The following is a 16,184-nucleotide window of genomic DNA, read 5'->3' as shown; positions in this document are numbered from 1 at the left end:
GTTCGGCCGATAAAGTATGTACCTATCAATTAAAACCAATTAAATCATTTATGAAAAAGAATTTTACACACCCCTTGCTTATCCTGCTAGCGTTTCTAAGCTTCGGCTTTCTGCAGGCACAAGATGACTTCATCACCACCTGGAAAACGGATAATGATGGAGAATCTAACAACAACCAAATTACCATTCCTACCGGTAATGGCACTTTTGCCTATACCGTAGATTGGGGCGATGGCAGTACCGATACTAACGTGTATACGGGTGATGCCACCCACACGTATGCAACTGCAGGCACCTATACCGTAAGTATCAGCGGGGATTTTCCGCATTTAAGAAATGATTATAATACAGATAGTGAAAAACTACTTACTGTAGAGCAATGGGGAAATCAAGTATGGGAATCCATGGAAAAGAGTTTTTACTATTGTTCCAATATGATAGTCAATGCTTCTGACGCACCCGATCTTACGCAAGTGACCAATATGAATAGTATGTTCGGTTACGCAAAATTAATAGATTCAAATATAGATAACTGGAATGTTAGTAATGTTACTGAAATGTCTAGAATGTTTGTCGGCGCTGAAACATTTAACCAGGATTTAAATAGCTGGGATGTGTCCAACGTAACCCTTATGGAAGGTATGTTTCTAAATGCTGATTCTTTTAATGGAAATATTTCCAACTGGAATGTAAGTAAAGTAACAACGATGGCCAACATGTTTATAAGCACAGCTTTCAATCAAGATATCGGTAATTGGGATGTAGGCAATGTTGAAGATATGGAAGATATGTTTAATGGTGCAAACAGTTTTAATCAAGATATTGGAACTTGGGATGTTTCAAAAGTAACGGATATGGGGGGTATGTTTGAAGAGGCTACCAGTTTTAACCAAGACATAGGTAGTTGGGATGTAAGTCTTGTACAAGATATGTCCGGTATGTTCGCAGATGCTATTTCCTTCAACCAGGATATCGGTAATTGGGATGTAAGCAATGTAATATCTATGGGGACTTATTTAGATGAGATGGGGTTTCCGAGATCAATTTCAGGAATGTTTGAAGGAGCAGCTGCTTTTAATCAAAACATTGGCAATTGGGATGTAAGCAATGTTTTAGGTATGGGTGGCATGTTTGCGGACGCAACAGCCTTTAACCAGGACATAAGTGGTTGGGATGTTAGTAGCGTCCAAAATATGGGGTCTGTAGAGGAATTTATGATGCCATCAGGGTTTCGAATAGGTCAAGGAATGTTTCAAGGAGCAACTGCTTTTGATCAAGATTTAAGTACTTGGGATATTGGCCAAGTTACCGGGATGTACGATATGTTCAATAATGCAGGACTTTCCACTGCAAATTATGACGACACCCTAATAGGCTGGAACACCTTGGATACCACTGCTGGAGAAACACAAATACCAGTGGATATTACATTCAATGGCGGTAATAGTACGTATTGTTCAGGAGCCACTGCAAGACAAAATTTAATCGACACCTACGGCTGGTCTATTACGGATAGTGGAGAGGATTGTACATTACCCTTTATCGGCAAATGGAAAACGGAAAGCGCAAATGAATGGATTACCGTCCCTACTAATTCAGAATACACCTACGCCTATACCGTAGATTGGGGTGATGGCTCTACAGATAGTAGGGTTTATGAAGGTGATGCAACACACCGTTATGTTGATCAGGGCACTTATACCGTATCCATTTCTGGTGTTTTTCCGCAGATTCAATTTGCAAACGATTCTGACAGAGATCAATTTGTATCCATTGAACAATGGGGAAACCAACAATGGGCCAGTATGGAATCTAGTTTTTGGCGATGTTCAAATATGGAATATAATGCTACCGATATGCCCGACCTTTCGTTGGTAACCAATATGTCCAGTATGTTCTCCTATGCAACAAAATTTAATGGAGACATCGGTGATTGGGATGTGAGCAATGTCACCAATATGGATTTCATGTTCTATCACGCTGACGCTTTTAACCAAGATATCACTGATTGGGATGTAAGCAATGTCACCAGTATGTCAGGTATGTTCGCCGACGCGATAGCTTTTAAGCAAGATATCGGAAAATGGGATGTAAGCAAAGTAACAACAATGCATTCGATGTTTGCACGGGCAACCGCTTTTAACCAAGATCTTAGTAGTTGGAATGTAAGCAATGTTACCACTATGGAGGGTATGTTTTACAAAGCAACAGCTTTTGACCAAAATATAGACAATTGGGATGTGGGCAATGTAACCTCTATGATATATATGTTTCAAGGAGCAACCGCTTTTAACCAGCCTATCGGCACTTGGGATGTTAGTAGTGTTACCATTATGACAGGTATGTTTCTAGATGCAACAGCTTTTGACCAAGATTTAGGTAATTGGGACATAAGTAAGGTAAGGGACATGACAATAATGTTTGATGGTGCAGCACTATCCTTAAAAAATTACGACAATACCTTAATAGGTTGGAATACTTTGGATACAGCTGCCGGGGAAACAAAAATACCAACAAGTATTACCTTCGATGGCGGTAATAGTGTTTATTGCTCCGGAGAGACGGCAAGGCAAGATTTAATCGATAGTTATAGATGGACCATTACCGATGCCGGTCTAAATTGCGACATTGTCGATTCGGATGAAGACGGTGTGCAGGACGATATGGACAACTGTGCAGACACCCCTGCAGGTGAAACCGTAGATGCAAACGGTTGTTCCGATAGCCAAAAAGATAGCGATAATGACGGCACCCCGGATTCGGAAGATGCTTTCCCATTGGATGCAGACGAGGATACCGATACCGACAATGACGGTACAGGTGACAATGCCGATACCGATGATGACAATGACGGCACCTTGGATACCGAAGATGCCTTCCCATTGAATGCAAACGAGGATACCGATACCGATGGTGACGGTATGGGCGACAATGCCGATACCGATGACGATGATGATGGTGTTTTAGATGAAAACGATATCTGTGCCAATACACCGGTAAGCGAAACTGTAGATGCCGAAGGCTGTTCAGATAGTCAAAAAGATTCTGATTTTGATGGAATCAGCGATGCCGACGACCAATGTCCCGATTCCCCTGAAGATGAATCTGTGGATGCCAACGGATGTGCCGATAGTCAGAAAGATGGTGATGAACCCGGAGACGAAATAGATAATGGTGACGGTGAAGAAGACAGTAAAGATGACACCGATACCTTAAAGGTGTCCCAAGCTTTTACGCCGAATGGCGATGGCATAAACGATACCTGGACTATTTATGGTATAGAAAACTACCCCAACTCAATAGTAAGGGTATTCAACAACTGGGGCAAAGAAGTGTTCTCGGCTAAAAACTACCAGAACAATTGGGACGGACATTACAAAAACCTTAACAGCAAACTTCCCGACGGTGGATCCTATTTCTACCAAGTAGACCTTGAAGGAGACGGCCGTGTTGATATGGACGGATGGCTGTTCTTGGCCAAACAATAATCACAATATACCTAAGAAATAAAATACAATGCAGAATATAAAAAATATAGTAACCTTAGCTCTATTCCTCATCTTTGGAACGCTAAGTGCCCAGCAAGAAGGGCTGTTGACCAATTATCGTTATCATATGAATGCCTATAACCCGGCCTATGTCTCTCCAGAAGGGGAGACGGCCATTACTTCCAGCTTCCGCCAGCAATGGACGGGAGTGGAAGAGGCACCAAGAACCATGGTGGTCTCCTTTGGCACCCGTTTGGGCGAAAAGATGGGCCTAGGGGTCTCCGTGATGAACGACAAGACTTTTATAGAGAGTCAGACCTTCATCGGTATCGATTACTCCTACAAGCTTAAGTTGTCTGAAAAATCGGAACTCTACCTGGGGCTAAAGGTGGGCGGCAACACGTATTCGGTAAATACTGCCGGACTGGAGACTTATAACATCCAGTCAGACCCCAGCATATCGTCTCTCTCCGATTTTAACCCCAATATAGGGGCCGGTATACTGTTAAAAAGAGAAGGGCTGTTCCTTTCTTTGGCTATGCCCAGAATACTGCAAACGGACAGGGCAGAGAACCTCAACGGTACGGCAACGGCCACTGTGGCCGAGCCACATCTTTACGCTACAATAGGTTATGATTGGCCCTTAGGCAAGAGCCACCTACTATTGAAACCCTCTGCCATGATGCGTCAAGTGAGCGGGGCACCTCTATCCATAGACTTTAACACCATGCTCTCCTTTGACAATAGCTTTGAACTGGGAGCCAGCTATAGAACCGATTCTGCCTTCGCTGGCCTAATAAACCTAAGCCTTCAAAAGCGACTTACGATAGGCTTTGCCTATGAAGTGAGTACCAGAAACGAACTCGCCAGTGCAAAGAACACCAACGAGCTGTTCTTAAGGTTTGTGTTTTAAAAAGAAAGAGGTATTTCTTTACAAAAGAAAGTTTGTACACAGAAAAAGACCGTCTAATATAAATTAGACGGTCTTTTTTATTAATTCAATATACATATGTTTCACCCACAAAATAGATTACCTCATATTATTCTATCTAGATGATAATTTTATTAGAGCAGCTCCTAAATAAGTAGGGTGACTTCTTCCACCAACTAATCGATTATACCCTCTATATCCGAAACAAAAACTGTACGACCCTAATAAAATTGTCGAGAACAATATGCTAAAAAGGTCGATATGGGCTACCTATGTTATGCTAAATAAAAAAGGCCGACTTTAAAAAGTCGACCTTCATTTTGTACAGGCGGAGAGACTCGAACTCTCACACCTTGCGGCACTAGATCCTAAGTCTAGCGTGTCTACCAATTCCACCACGCCTGCATAATCCGTTCAAAACGGGATGCAAATATAAAGCAAAAAATCAATTCTCTAAATTTTCGAAGTTTAAATTCACGCTTTTTGTATTTTTAGGTACTTATTTGAATTAATATACATGCAAAACATAGAGGATTATATCTCTGATAACAGGGAACGATTTCTAAAAGAACTGATTGAATTACTGAGGATTCCGTCCATAAGTGCCGACTCCGCTTTTTCACAAGATGTGCTAGATACTGCCGACGCGGTAAAATCTGCTTTGGAAGAAGCAGGTTGCGATTTGGTAGAAATTCATGAAACCGATGGCTACCCCATTGTTTATGGCGAAAAAATTATTGACCCCAACCTACCTACGATATTGGTATACGGCCATTACGACGTACAACCGCCAGATCCCGTAGAATTGTGGGAGTCACCTCCTTTTGAACCGGTCATCAAAGAAACGGCAATACATCCACAAGGGGCCATATTCGCCCGTGGAGCCTGTGACGACAAAGGGCAAATGTATATGCACGTAAAGGCCTTGGAGTTTATGGTTAAGACAGACCAATTGCCCTGTAACGTTAAATTTATGATAGAGGGCGAAGAAGAAGTGGGCAGTAACAATTTGGCAACCTACGTTTCTTTGAACAAAGAAAAATTAAAAAATGATATCATACTGATTTCCGATACGGGTATGATCGCCAACGATGTACCCTCCATTACTACCGGATTGCGAGGTTTGAGTTATGTAGAAGTTGAAGTAACGGGGCCCAATCGCGACCTACATTCTGGATTGTATGGTGGTGCGGTGGCAAACCCTATCAACATTCTCGCCAAAATGATCGCCAGCCTACATGATGAAAACAACCATATTACCATACCCGGATTTTATGACAAGGTAGAGGAACTATCGCAAGAAGAGCGCGCAGAAATGGCCAAAGCTCCATTTTCATTGGAAAATTATCAAAAAGCCTTGGATATAGAAACCGTATATGGCGAAAAAGGTTATAGTACCAACGAACGCAACTCTATACGCCCCACGTTGGATGTAAACGGCATTTGGGGAGGTTATACCGGCGAAGGCGCCAAAACGGTTATTGCCAGTAAAGCCTATGCAAAAATATCGATGCGTTTGGTACCACACCAAGACTGGCAAGAGATTACAGAGCTGTTTCAAAAACATTTTGAGGCCATAGCGCCAAAAGGCGTAAAGGTAAAGGTAACTCCGCACCATGGCGGACAGGGCTATGTTACCCCTATAGACACTATTGCCTACCAGGCCGCTTCCAAGGCCTATGAAACCACTTTTGGCAAAAAGCCGATTCCACAACGAAGCGGAGGTAGTATTCCTATTGTTTCTTTGTTCGAAAAAGAACTGGGCAGTAAAACGATTCTTATGGGCTTTGGCCTTGATAGTGATGCCATACATTCCCCGAACGAACATTTTGGGGTATGGAACTATTTAAAGGGTATAGAGACCATACCACATTTTTACGAATATTTTACAGAGATGAAGAAAGCGTAAGACCAAATACTTTTTTCACCAAACAAAGAAAAGCGAACTCTTTTGTCCATGACAAAGAGTTCGCTTTTTCATTCACACCTTTTAAAAGAAGTACTATATCTTCTTTACATATTTAGTAATGATCACGATTTGCTGACCATCTACTTTTCCTTCGATATACTCGGCATTGTCATGATCTAATGAGATTCTTCGTACTGCGGTACCTTGCTTGGCTACCATACTAGAACCTTTCACTTTTAAATCCTTTATCAGCACAACACTATCGCCGTTTTCCAACACAACCCCGTTCACATCTCTATGTATGATCTTATCGGCTTCGGCAACACCTTCTCCCGTTGCTTGCGCCCACTCCAACGTATCCGGCTCCATATACATCATATCCAATAAATCTTGAGGCCAGCCTTCCGATTTTAAACGAGATAGCATACGCCACGCAACAACTTTTACCGCATCATGCTCGCTCCACATACTATCGTTAAGACAACGCCAATGGTTGGCATCGGTAGTTTCCGGGTCCTCGATTTGACCAATACATGTATTACAGGCCAATATGCTCCCGTCCACACCTCCGGTCGAAACGGGCTGCACTTCATATACGCTTAAATTATCTGTGGCACCACATAGCTCACAAACTCCGTTACTTCTACTTTTTAATTCTTCAAGTACACTCATAATTGTTAAATAAGGCCCAAATTTAAAATTTTCAATAAGAAAAGGCTGCTTACGCCTTTACTTTTATACTGCATTTCTATGAAATAGACTTTTCAACAGCACACAATACCAGTTAATAGATTATAAACACAGCCATTAATCCCCCTATTTAATACTCTACATTTGTAGAATTAAAATATTTGTTCTATGTTTGTAGAACAAATTCTAAAAACGTAGAAGATGCAGCTATCAAAATCGGAAGAAGAATTAATGAACATTGTCTGGAAACTTAAAAAGGCGTTCATGAAAGACCTTTTAGATGCCTACCCAGACCCAAAACCTGCTACCACAACGGTTGCCACTCTTTTAAAAAGAATGGCCGACAAGGGTTTTGTTGCGTATAAAAGTTATGGTAGAAGCAGGGAATATTACCCTTTGGTAAAAAAGAAAGATTATTTTTCTAAACACGTAAACGGACTCATAAAAAACTTTTTCAATAACAGTCCCGGGCAATTTGCCTCTTTTTTTACACAGGAAACCGACCTCAGCAAACAAGAGCTCGAAGAGCTAAGAAAGCTTATAGACACCGAACTAAAAAAACGATAACATGGCACTCTTTCTTTTAAAATCTACGGCCTGCATGGCCATTTTATGGATTTTCTATAAGCTCTTATTGGAAAAAGAAACCATGCACGTTTTTAAGAGGTTCTATCTTCTGGGAGCATTGGCAGCATCGTTTATAATACCTTCGCTTGTTTTTACGGAATATATAGAAATGGCACCCGTTGAAATATCCCCTCAACTACCCGTAGACGGTTCTTTTGACAATACTGCCACAGACCCACCCGTGGCCCCCGAACCAGCAACATTTAATTATCAGATACTACTATGGGTATTGTACTGCCTAGGTGTATTCGGATTTGGACTTCGTTTTGCCCGGCATCTTTCTCAAATATGGCATCGCATACGTAAGAATCCGAAATTGAGGAAAAACTTCATCATTCAAGTGCTCTTACAAGAGCAATTGCCACCACATACCTTTTTTAACTATATCTTCTTGAACAAGAAGAAATTTGACAACAACGAAATTCCGGAAACTGTTTTGCTTCACGAAGAAACCCATGCAAAACAAAAACATAGTATAGATGTATTGGCCCTAGAATTATTACAGGTGCTACTTTGGTTCAACCCGTTCATATATCTATACAAGCACGCTGCTAAACTAAACCACGAGTTTTTGGCCGATACGGCCGTGCTCAATAAAAGCAAAAACCTCTTACAGTACCAGAACACTTTACTATCGTACTTATCACACGATAGCTATATAAAACATCAGTCGACCGGCATTTCAAGTGCCATTAATTATTCATCAATCAAAAAACGATTTATCATCATGAAAAAAAGAACATCAAAAAAAGGAGTTGTGTTAAGAAGCCTACTGCTCTTACCCTTAATGGGCTTCCTATTGGCCAATTTTAGTGAAAAATCAATAGAATATATTGATTCTAATTCACATATCGAAAACGCACTAACCCTTGAAAACTCTGATAAAAGTGCTGTCAGAACCATTAGAATAGCAGGATTAGTTTTAGACTCTGAAACTTTGAATCCTTTAGAAGGTGTTGAAATAAAAGATTCTAACGGAAGGTTACTTTTCAAAACGGACCGTAAAGGGTATTATAGGTTACATATTGATGACCACACAACAGATGAGATCTATTTTAACCTCTTCGTTGAAAAAAATGGGTACAAACCAATGGTACAGCAAGAACATTGGGGCAATCTTAATGGGGTAATTACATCAACTTTCTACTTAGGACTTCAAAAATTAACATCCGAATCCCCAGAGTTTTCAAAGTTATTTACAGATAACGGTGACCTATCTTATTCTTCAATATACAAGAACAAAATACATATCGAAAAAGAGTTGACCTTTAATCAGAAACTTGAGAATACAAAAAGAAAGACCTCAGATATAGTTATTGAAGTAGATGGCTCTCTCTATTTGGTCAGTTCAACAGGGTGGTTAAAATTAAACTCTCCAAATGATATTATAGCCATAAACGACAATACAAATATTATAGCTTCTAATTTGAATGGTTATATCACTAGAAGTAGTATAAAATCAATGTCACCGCTAGAAGATTATGACAACTCCGATTTTGCAATCTATACAACCTCTGGTGACATCAATGACAATCTAGATAACCGAGCAATTAAAACCTATAACAGGCTGGCAAAAAAATACAATGCTGTTTCTATTGAAAAACGGATTATTCCTTTAAAGGATTTAAAAATTCTGGAAAAAATCTACCGTAAAATGTCGGCAAGCCAAAAAAAGAATGCTCAACCTTTTCCTGAATGTAACATTCAAGGCACCATCAAAGAAATTGACATTAAGGTACATAAAGATGGGCTTCTCCTAATTGATTCGCAGTTATTACAAGTAGACGAATTAAAGGAACATCTAAAAAGTATGAACACCCCAAAAACATACGAAGAAAGACAAAAATCGCTAAGAGTACTTATTACCAGCGACAATGATGCCCCAAAAGATGTTTTGCAGAAAATAGACCAAATTGTCTCTGAATTCGGTGCGGCTACAGTCAATATTTATGGAAAAAAAGTCGGATTTCAAGAACCACCCACCACAAAACAAATCAAGGAATACAACGACCTGGCAAATAAGTACAACAGCATGATCGCCAAAGGTGGCAATATTCGCATTCTAAAATCGGATGTAGACCGGTTAAGGTATATCTACAACCTAATGTCGGATAAACAAAAGAAAGACGCCGCCCCATTTCCTGATTTCCCCGAGCCACCACCTGCCCCAAAAGCGCCAGACACCCCGAACTCCGTCGATTATACCGATGCAGAAATAGAAAAGATCATAAACAATAAAGACATTATTGCTGTAGAAAACACACAAGTCTATATTCATAATTCGAACTTTATCGAATCTGACAGGTCTCCCAATCTGATGAAAAACTTGAAGTCCCTTGCAAAACAAGACGCCCAATTTTATCTAGATGGAAAAAAAATAACTACAGAAGAAGGCTTTAGCGTCGTAAATAACGAAAAGGACATTACTATAGAAACATTGCCCTATACTAACAAACAACCAGAAGTCAGAATTTATAAGGAAAAAGACAACATAAAAATTCCACCTCCTCCGTCTCCACCTACCCCAATTTCGCCCTTAGATTTTGTAATAGATGCGGCAAAAAAAGGGGCAACGTTTTTATACGAAGACAAAGAAGTCTCCTCTGATAAGGCCATTGATCTAATAAAAAACAACAAGGAGTTGAACATAGAATCTCGGGGCAAAAATGGTAATACGGTGATAAAAATCACAAAAGACCCTGTAACAATAGAATAGAAATAACGTCAAACTAATGTTAAAGCCCTCTTTTCGAGGGCTTTTTGCGTACCAAAAACCGAATAGTTACGTTCACCCATTACATAGCATCATCAATCAAAAAACAAATCAATATGTTACAGAACTTTTTTATCCTTTGTTCAGGGGCCGATTCAGAAATATTAAAAACATGTTCAAAAGGAGAACAGAATAAATATGCCGGTATTGGCGCCACGGTATTTTTTACTGCTGTAATGGCTTTTATTGCCAGCAGCTACGCCCTATATACTGTATTCGACAACGTCTACACAGCTATTTTTTTTGGAGCCATTTGGGGGTTGTTGATTTTTAATCTGGATAGGTTCATCGTCTCCACCATTAAAAAACGAAACAATTTTAAACAAGAGTTTTTACAGGCAACGCCACGTATTGCGTTAGCCGTCATTATAGCTATCGTAATTTCCAAACCTTTGGAAATGAAAATATTTGAAAAAGAGATAAACCAAGTCTTGCTGGAACAAAAAAACGAACTCACTTTGGCCAATAAAGAGCAATTGGCGCAGCAATACACGCCACAAATAGAAAAGCTAAACCAAGACATTGCCTCCTTAAAATCAGAAATTGCAACTAAAGAGGCGGAAACCAATGCCTTGTACGATATTTATATTAACGAGGCCGAAGGCACGGCCGGCACAAAACTCTTGGGCAAAGGCCCCGTTTATAAAGAAAAACGCGAAAAACACGATGCCGCACTTTCTGAACTACAGGCCTTAAAAACGGCCAATGCAGAAAAAATTGCGGTTATCGAAAGTCAAATTGCGGCATTGGATACCGAATATGCAGCAGTGGTAAAAAACTCTCAACCCATTATTGATGGGTTTGATGGTCTTATGGCCAGAATTACGGCATTGGAAGAGTTGCCATGGCTTCCCTCATTTTTTATATTCCTGTTGTTCTTGGCCATCGAAACATCGCCCATTATTGCCAAGCTTTTGGCTCCGAAAGGAGAATATGACATAAAACTGGAAGAGCAAGAAAGTATCTTATCCTCTTGGGTAGCACAAAAAGTAGCACAGCGCAAGCTAATCGTTACCACCGATGGCGACATCAACCAAAAAATCTATGAAGACCTAAAGGGAGAAGAAGAACTATACGGGTACAAAAAGAAAAAGGCAGAAGAATTGTTACGCCTGCAAGCCGACACTTTTCACGAGATACAGGTAAAAGGATTAAAGTAGCAAGATCATCTAAAGATCAGTTGCCCCATATACGCTTCCAAAGAGAGGCCATTAACCGCTTTGCATCTCTTTTTAACTTAGGGGTTTCATGAACATAAAGATCGTCTCCATTGGGCGTAAGACGGTAACTGAACGCAAATTGGTTTTCATCACCATCCAGACTTATCAATCCAAATCGCAGATCGTTAAAATAAAGGTCTCCATCCTTTTCTGAAATGGTATACCAACCGCCTGTAATCTGAATCAGTCTTTTAATTTTATCGTTGGTGGCCCAATCGCCCAATAGTTCATGATTTTTGGGATACTCTCTAAATACGACCGGTTGCGAATCAAAAAAGGAATAGTTGCCCATGAGATAGACATCTTCCTTTTCGATATTGGCCATCCAAAGAATAGTATTAAAAGGAGCAGGCCTTGTATTTATCTCATTATAGGCTATACCTTGCTCTTGAAGTTCGTTTTCAAATTTTTGGTAAGCGACTCCCTTTAAAACCAATGTCAATACCAAATAAGCACTACTAATCACAAGCCCGAGATACACATATCTTCTTCTTTTTATCGCCGTTCGTTCTTGCATCATTGCTAAAACCAAGAAAATGATAAAAGGAATTGTGTACAAGGGATCGATCACAAAAATACTTTGAAAAGCAAGCCTTGTCTTAAAAGGCCAAAATAGCTGGGTGCCCCAAGTGGTAAAGGCATCCAATATCGGATGGGTAAAGAGCCCCAAGAACATAAGTAAGGACCAATCTTGCCAAGAGGCCTTTCCTTTAGGATTCAGTTTCCAAACGAGCCAACCAAAAACGGGAGCGAACAATACCGAAAAAAAAATAGAGTGGGTCACCCCCCTGTGCCACTCGGTGGCACTCACAGTATCTAAAAAATACTTCGACAACACATCTAGATCGGGTATAGTACCTGCAATGGCACCATACAGCATAGCCTTATTGCCCACTTTCTTGCCAAGGGCAACTTCACCGACTGCAGCTCCAAGAACTATTTGTGTTAACGAATCCATGTATAGGTATAAATAGGGGCGTTATTCAATAATCCCCATTTTCTTCAATAAAAAGGATGCATTCATATTTTGACAAACACCTTCTTTGAACTTATAGTCGAAGTGTAGCTCATCATCAATTATCTCGGCATCAAAATAATGGTTTTTAACCTGTGGAAACTCTTTGGACACTTCACAAAGACTAAGGTCGTGAGTGGCAATAATACCCGTAGACCTAGACCCTACCAAACGTTCTACAAACTTTCTGGAGCCTTTTGCCTTATCGATGCTATTGGTACCTTTTAAAATTTCATCGAGAACAATAAAATATCGATCGTGCTGTATCTGTTCCACCACAAACTTTAATCGCTTCAACTCAGAAAAAAAGTAAGACTCATCATCTGTTAAAGAGTCTGTGGTGCGCATACTGGTAATTAATTTAATGGGACTGTACACCATTTGTTTTGCACAGACCGGCAACCCCATATTGGCCATAACTATCTGCAAGGATACCGTTCTTAAAAAAGTACTTTTTCCGGCCATATTAGCCCCGGTAATAATTAAAAACTCTTCGTTATCAATTTCAAAATCGTTTAGAACACTCTTTTTGGGGTCTAGTAAGGGGTGCCCCGCCCCTACCGATTTTATAGTGATATTTTCTTCCGTAATCTCAGGAAACGAATACTCCGGATGATTAAAAACAAAGTTACCGAGACTACCGTAGGCATCAAAAAAGGCAATAACCTCGAACCAATTTTCTACAAAGGCCCCATGCTTCGCTATCCAATTTTCTATTTTAAGACAGGTATAGAGGCCCCTTAAAAAAAGGCCGTTACCAAATATGAGATAAACAATATTGTTGTTTTGGTCCAAACTCCCCAACAGCTTCGAAAACTCTTTTAAGGCCTGGGACGTTTTTTTGCCATCACTTAAGATCTGCGATTTTTTCTCCTTAAGAAGGTCAGAGGTAAATTCTTTATCCTCTATCATTCTTAACAACTGATTGTATTGCTGAAATGTAGATTGAACCTTACCTGCGTCGGAAGCCAGTTTGGTTATTTTTTTAGTAAAAAAACCGGTAACCAACAACCCGAACATCAACCAATAAATTAATATGGACTCTTTTACAAACCCTAAAAAGAAGGCCGCAAAAAGAGCTACACTAATACCTGAAAACAACCATGGGACAACATTCATCACCTTGGGAACAAAAGACTTATAAGACCTTAACCAATCGGTTATGGTATTGGTAGTGGTTTCGGTAGCTGCCAAAGAAGCGGTGGCCGAAAAATCTTGTATCCATTGGGGCATATCGCCCAGCTCTCTAATACCGTTTTGCTTTTTTGTGATATCTGCAATAGAGTTCGCCTTTAATAGACCGGCCAACACTTCACTACCTTGTGGCAGGGCCGTTCTATTTATGTACTGATAAAAAGATCCCTGCCCAAAAAGATCTATATCTTGACTGTAAAAATGTTGATCATCTTTAAACGCCTCCCCTTTTGGCAAATGATGAAAATCTCTGTTCAACACCTTTAGCTCGGTCTCATTAATTAGCATCAGTTGCTTTAGCTTGTCCCTTTTGTACTGTAGGTCAGAATGTCTGGAAACAAGGTATAGAAACAGTGCTATCGTACCAACAATAATAGCGACCATTATTTTAGTATTGGAACTAAAAAAGTAGAGTGCCACAATTGCCAATACAAACACAGATAGCCTTAGCATACTAGAAGCGAACAATTGCCCCTTTACTTTTACAAAGCTTTCCTTATGTTTTGTAATTTGATCTTTATAAAAACTTTCCGGGTCTTGCATACAGCACTGACGAATTAAACATGAACTTAAGAAGCGTGAATAAAACGGCACTAGAGATTATCCAGTGCCATCTTTAGTTTTTTGGTAAGCTTGGCCACTACCAGATCATAAGAATGATCGGTTAGCTCTAAAACCAGGTTTTGAGGTAGACTTTCTATGAAAAGGGTATTCCAATGGGTTTTGCTCATATGGTAACCTGCAATAATGGTTCCGTCATACTCTTCCCTAAGAGCAATTCCCCTTTCCGGATCACACTTGAGGTTTACTTGCGATGGCACCCTCTCAAGTCCGGACAAGGCAAACATTTTGCCCATTACCTTAAAGACAAGGGTTTGCTCATCGAAAGGAAATTCTTCGGTCACCCCTTTCTTTTGTAAACAATATTCACGAAAAGTCTCAATATTCATTATAAAATCTAGATTCCCTGAGAGTCATAGACGATTACCTTTTCCCACAACGCCTCCGATTCTTTTATAAAGACCTTATGTGGGGCTTCGTCTTGATAAGCCTGTTGTGCCTCTGCCGAATCAAAGGATAGTATCAAAGAATAGGTAAACGAACCATCTACCACATCTCTACTGGCTTTTGGCGGGGTACCTATAAATTTTGTCTTGGCATACGCCGAGTTGTCCAAAAACTTTTTCAGTGATGTAACAAATGCAGTACGATCTGCCTGGCTATCCGGGTTTTTTAACCAAAAAAACACGGTATGGGAAAAATTAGGATCAAATTCTTTCATTGTATCTGTAGTTTGGCCAAAGGCCGTTATAGCAATCGTTAAAAATAGTAAAGTTGTAATAGTTTTCATTTTCAATAATTTAATTTTCCAATAATTTCTTTTGTTCGTCGGTAATTTCAAGTGCCGAATAATCCAATTTCCACCCTATGGTCTCCACTATTTTCTCTATCAGCAATACGGTCTGCAGGGCCTCTTTTCTTGCCGTATCCATAAGGCCGCTCTCAGGTATTTTTTCGCGTATATGCTTTTTCGCCTCTTGGTTAAGACTGGTAAGATCGTCGGGCGTAAAGCTATTGAAAAAGCCGTTCTTTACATCATAAAATTCTAGTTCAGGTTCTATGGAAAGCACTTCCGGCTCCGGAAAATTAGCAAGAACTATTTTTTTCTTACCATCGTCGGCGTGCATCAAAATCTTGTTAAGGTCATATCCAATTTGTGCTTTGGCCTTAATGACCACCAAGGCTTTCTTTTTACTTATGACCAGACTTAAAAACCGTTCTTTGGTATTTTCATATTTATAAATTTCCGCAAAATCACCTTCTACCGAAATCAGCTTACAAACACTTTTAATTTTTTCAAGAAGCACCGTAGACTGGTGCGTCGTAATTTCTTTGTTTTGCTTTTTTCTAAAAAAGGAAAATAGCCAGTAGACTATTATACCTCCTAGAATAAGACCCAAAAGAACGTCTAGAACGTTATCCATTTTTTTTACCTATTTCTCCTAAATGCGTGAATTTAAAACCTTTTTCATATTTAAGGCCGTACCCGAATATTCTATCCATTGCGGAATGCGAAAATAAGATAACCCCTGCTAATTGAACAATTGGCATCGAAAAATACATGCCAATAAAATACAAAAGGATGGCAATCCCTTTATGATGGAACAAGTTATAAAGCCCTGCCCCTAATTTATTATTCACCAAATACCCTAGCATGCCTATATCCGGCGTAAGTAACAATACCGGAAACAACCACCATTGGTATCCTAGCAGGCCAAACATAAAAATTCCCAATATGAACATGGCCAGTTCTTCGAGTCTTAATAAATTCTTCAT

At 39.8% G+C, this 16,184-nt stretch carries 13 protein-coding genes and 1 tRNA gene; 6 read left to right on the top strand and 8 right to left on the bottom strand.

All coding sequences use genetic code 11. The annotated features are described in order from the left end of the window. Positions 1-50 precede the first annotated feature (50 nt). Positions 51-3,488: a BspA family leucine-rich repeat surface protein gene (locus tag J8L85_RS05685; RefSeq protein WP_211015399.1), complete on the top strand. Its 3,438-nt coding sequence runs from the start codon at positions 51-53 to the stop codon at positions 3,486-3,488. 28 nt (positions 3,489-3,516) lie between these two features. After that, complete coding sequence (locus tag J8L85_RS05680; protein WP_211015397.1) at positions 3,517-4,401, top strand: type IX secretion system membrane protein PorP/SprF; 885 nt, start codon at positions 3,517-3,519, stop codon at positions 4,399-4,401. A 341-nt stretch (positions 4,402-4,742) separates the two neighbouring features. Here the strand turns inward: J8L85_RS05680 and J8L85_RS05675 are convergent. Then, positions 4,743-4,824: transfer RNA gene (locus J8L85_RS05675), tRNA-Leu, on the bottom strand. A 112-nt stretch (positions 4,825-4,936) separates the two neighbouring features. Between J8L85_RS05675 and J8L85_RS05670 the strand changes: the two genes are divergently transcribed. Continuing rightward, a complete protein-coding gene (locus tag J8L85_RS05670; protein WP_211015395.1) occupies positions 4,937-6,328 on the top strand; it encodes a dipeptidase in 1,392 nt (463 codons plus the stop codon). A 93-nt stretch (positions 6,329-6,421) separates the two neighbouring features. On the opposite strand, the gene J8L85_RS05665 is transcribed toward J8L85_RS05670, so the two are convergent. After that, a complete protein-coding gene (locus J8L85_RS05665; protein ID WP_211015393.1) occupies positions 6,422-7,000 on the bottom strand; it encodes an alkylphosphonate utilization protein in 579 nt (192 codons plus the stop codon). 219 nt (positions 7,001-7,219) lie between these two features. Here J8L85_RS05665 and J8L85_RS05660 point away from each other — a divergent pair, with 219 nt between their 5' ends. The 3 genes from J8L85_RS05660 (at position 7,220) to J8L85_RS05650 (ending at position 11,578) form a co-directional block, all read left to right on the top strand. Next, positions 7,220-7,585: a BlaI/MecI/CopY family transcriptional regulator gene (locus tag J8L85_RS05660; RefSeq protein WP_211015391.1), complete on the top strand. Its 366-nt coding sequence runs from the start codon at positions 7,220-7,222 to the stop codon at positions 7,583-7,585. A gap of 1 nt (position 7,586) precedes the next feature. After that, positions 7,587-10,361 (top strand): M56 family metallopeptidase, encoded by a 2,775-nt coding sequence (locus J8L85_RS05655; RefSeq protein WP_211015389.1) that lies wholly within the window; start codon positions 7,587-7,589, stop codon positions 10,359-10,361. 113 nt (positions 10,362-10,474) lie between these two features. After that, positions 10,475-11,578, top strand: a complete 1,104-nt coding sequence (locus tag J8L85_RS05650; protein ID WP_211015387.1) for a DUF4407 domain-containing protein — start codon at positions 10,475-10,477, stop codon at positions 11,576-11,578. Between the two features lie 16 nt (positions 11,579-11,594). On the opposite strand, the gene J8L85_RS05645 is transcribed toward J8L85_RS05650, so the two are convergent. Genes J8L85_RS05645 through J8L85_RS05620 form a run of 6 tightly spaced genes read right to left on the bottom strand, consistent with a single transcriptional unit; the run spans position 11,595 to position 16,184 of the window. Then, positions 11,595-12,596, bottom strand: coding sequence for a metal-dependent hydrolase (locus tag J8L85_RS05645; protein ID WP_211015385.1), 1,002 nt, complete (start codon positions 12,594-12,596; stop codon positions 11,595-11,597). Between the two features lie 21 nt (positions 12,597-12,617). Beyond that, positions 12,618-14,390 carry a DNA mismatch repair protein MutS gene (locus J8L85_RS05640; RefSeq protein ID WP_211015383.1) on the bottom strand — a complete coding sequence of 591 codons (1,773 nt, stop codon included), beginning with the start codon at positions 14,388-14,390 and terminating at the stop codon, positions 12,618-12,620. Between the two features lie 50 nt (positions 14,391-14,440). Further along, complete coding sequence (locus J8L85_RS05635) at positions 14,441-14,797, bottom strand: MmcQ/YjbR family DNA-binding protein (RefSeq protein WP_211015381.1); 357 nt, start codon at positions 14,795-14,797, stop codon at positions 14,441-14,443. A gap of 8 nt (positions 14,798-14,805) precedes the next feature. Then, complete coding sequence (locus J8L85_RS05630; RefSeq protein WP_211015378.1) at positions 14,806-15,198, bottom strand: Dabb family protein; 393 nt, start codon at positions 15,196-15,198, stop codon at positions 14,806-14,808. A gap of 10 nt (positions 15,199-15,208) precedes the next feature. Beyond that, positions 15,209-15,832 (bottom strand): DUF4230 domain-containing protein, encoded by a 624-nt coding sequence (locus J8L85_RS05625; protein ID WP_211015376.1) that lies wholly within the window; start codon positions 15,830-15,832, stop codon positions 15,209-15,211. Then, positions 15,825-16,184, bottom strand: coding sequence for a DUF4260 domain-containing protein (locus J8L85_RS05620; protein ID WP_211015374.1), 360 nt, complete (start codon positions 16,182-16,184; stop codon positions 15,825-15,827). The genes J8L85_RS05625 and J8L85_RS05620 overlap by 8 nt, the downstream gene beginning before the upstream one ends.

The organism is Maribacter sp. MMG018 (assembly GCF_018100785.1).
In the GTDB taxonomy this organism is placed as follows: Bacteria; Bacteroidota; Bacteroidia; order Flavobacteriales; family Flavobacteriaceae; genus Maribacter.
This window is presented reverse-complemented; position numbering and strand designations above follow the sequence as displayed.

Coding starts and splice junctions, on each gene's coding strand:
- J8L85_RS05620 (WP_211015374.1), bottom strand. CDS start 16,184: ATGAAGAATTTATTAAGACTCGAAGAACTGGCCATGTTCATATTGGGA.
- J8L85_RS05660 (WP_211015391.1), top strand. CDS start 7,220: ATGCAGCTATCAAAATCGGAAGAAGAATTAATGAACATTGTCTGGAAA.
- J8L85_RS05635 (WP_211015381.1), bottom strand. CDS start 14,797: ATGAATATTGAGACTTTTCGTGAATATTGTTTACAAAAGAAAGGGGTG.
- J8L85_RS05670 (WP_211015395.1), top strand. CDS start 4,937: ATGCAAAACATAGAGGATTATATCTCTGATAACAGGGAACGATTTCTA.
- J8L85_RS05655 (WP_211015389.1), top strand. CDS start 7,587: ATGGCACTCTTTCTTTTAAAATCTACGGCCTGCATGGCCATTTTATGG.
- J8L85_RS05625 (WP_211015376.1), bottom strand. CDS start 15,832: ATGGATAACGTTCTAGACGTTCTTTTGGGTCTTATTCTAGGAGGTATA.
- J8L85_RS05630 (WP_211015378.1), bottom strand. CDS start 15,198: ATGAAAACTATTACAACTTTACTATTTTTAACGATTGCTATAACGGCC.
- J8L85_RS05650 (WP_211015387.1), top strand. CDS start 10,475: ATGTTACAGAACTTTTTTATCCTTTGTTCAGGGGCCGATTCAGAAATA.
- J8L85_RS05685 (WP_211015399.1), top strand. CDS start 51: ATGAAAAAGAATTTTACACACCCCTTGCTTATCCTGCTAGCGTTTCTA.
- J8L85_RS05680 (WP_211015397.1), top strand. CDS start 3,517: ATGCAGAATATAAAAAATATAGTAACCTTAGCTCTATTCCTCATCTTT.
- J8L85_RS05640 (WP_211015383.1), bottom strand. CDS start 14,390: ATGCAAGACCCGGAAAGTTTTTATAAAGATCAAATTACAAAACATAAG.
- J8L85_RS05645 (WP_211015385.1), bottom strand. CDS start 12,596: ATGGATTCGTTAACACAAATAGTTCTTGGAGCTGCAGTCGGTGAAGTT.
- J8L85_RS05665 (WP_211015393.1), bottom strand. CDS start 7,000: ATGAGTGTACTTGAAGAATTAAAAAGTAGAAGTAACGGAGTTTGTGAG.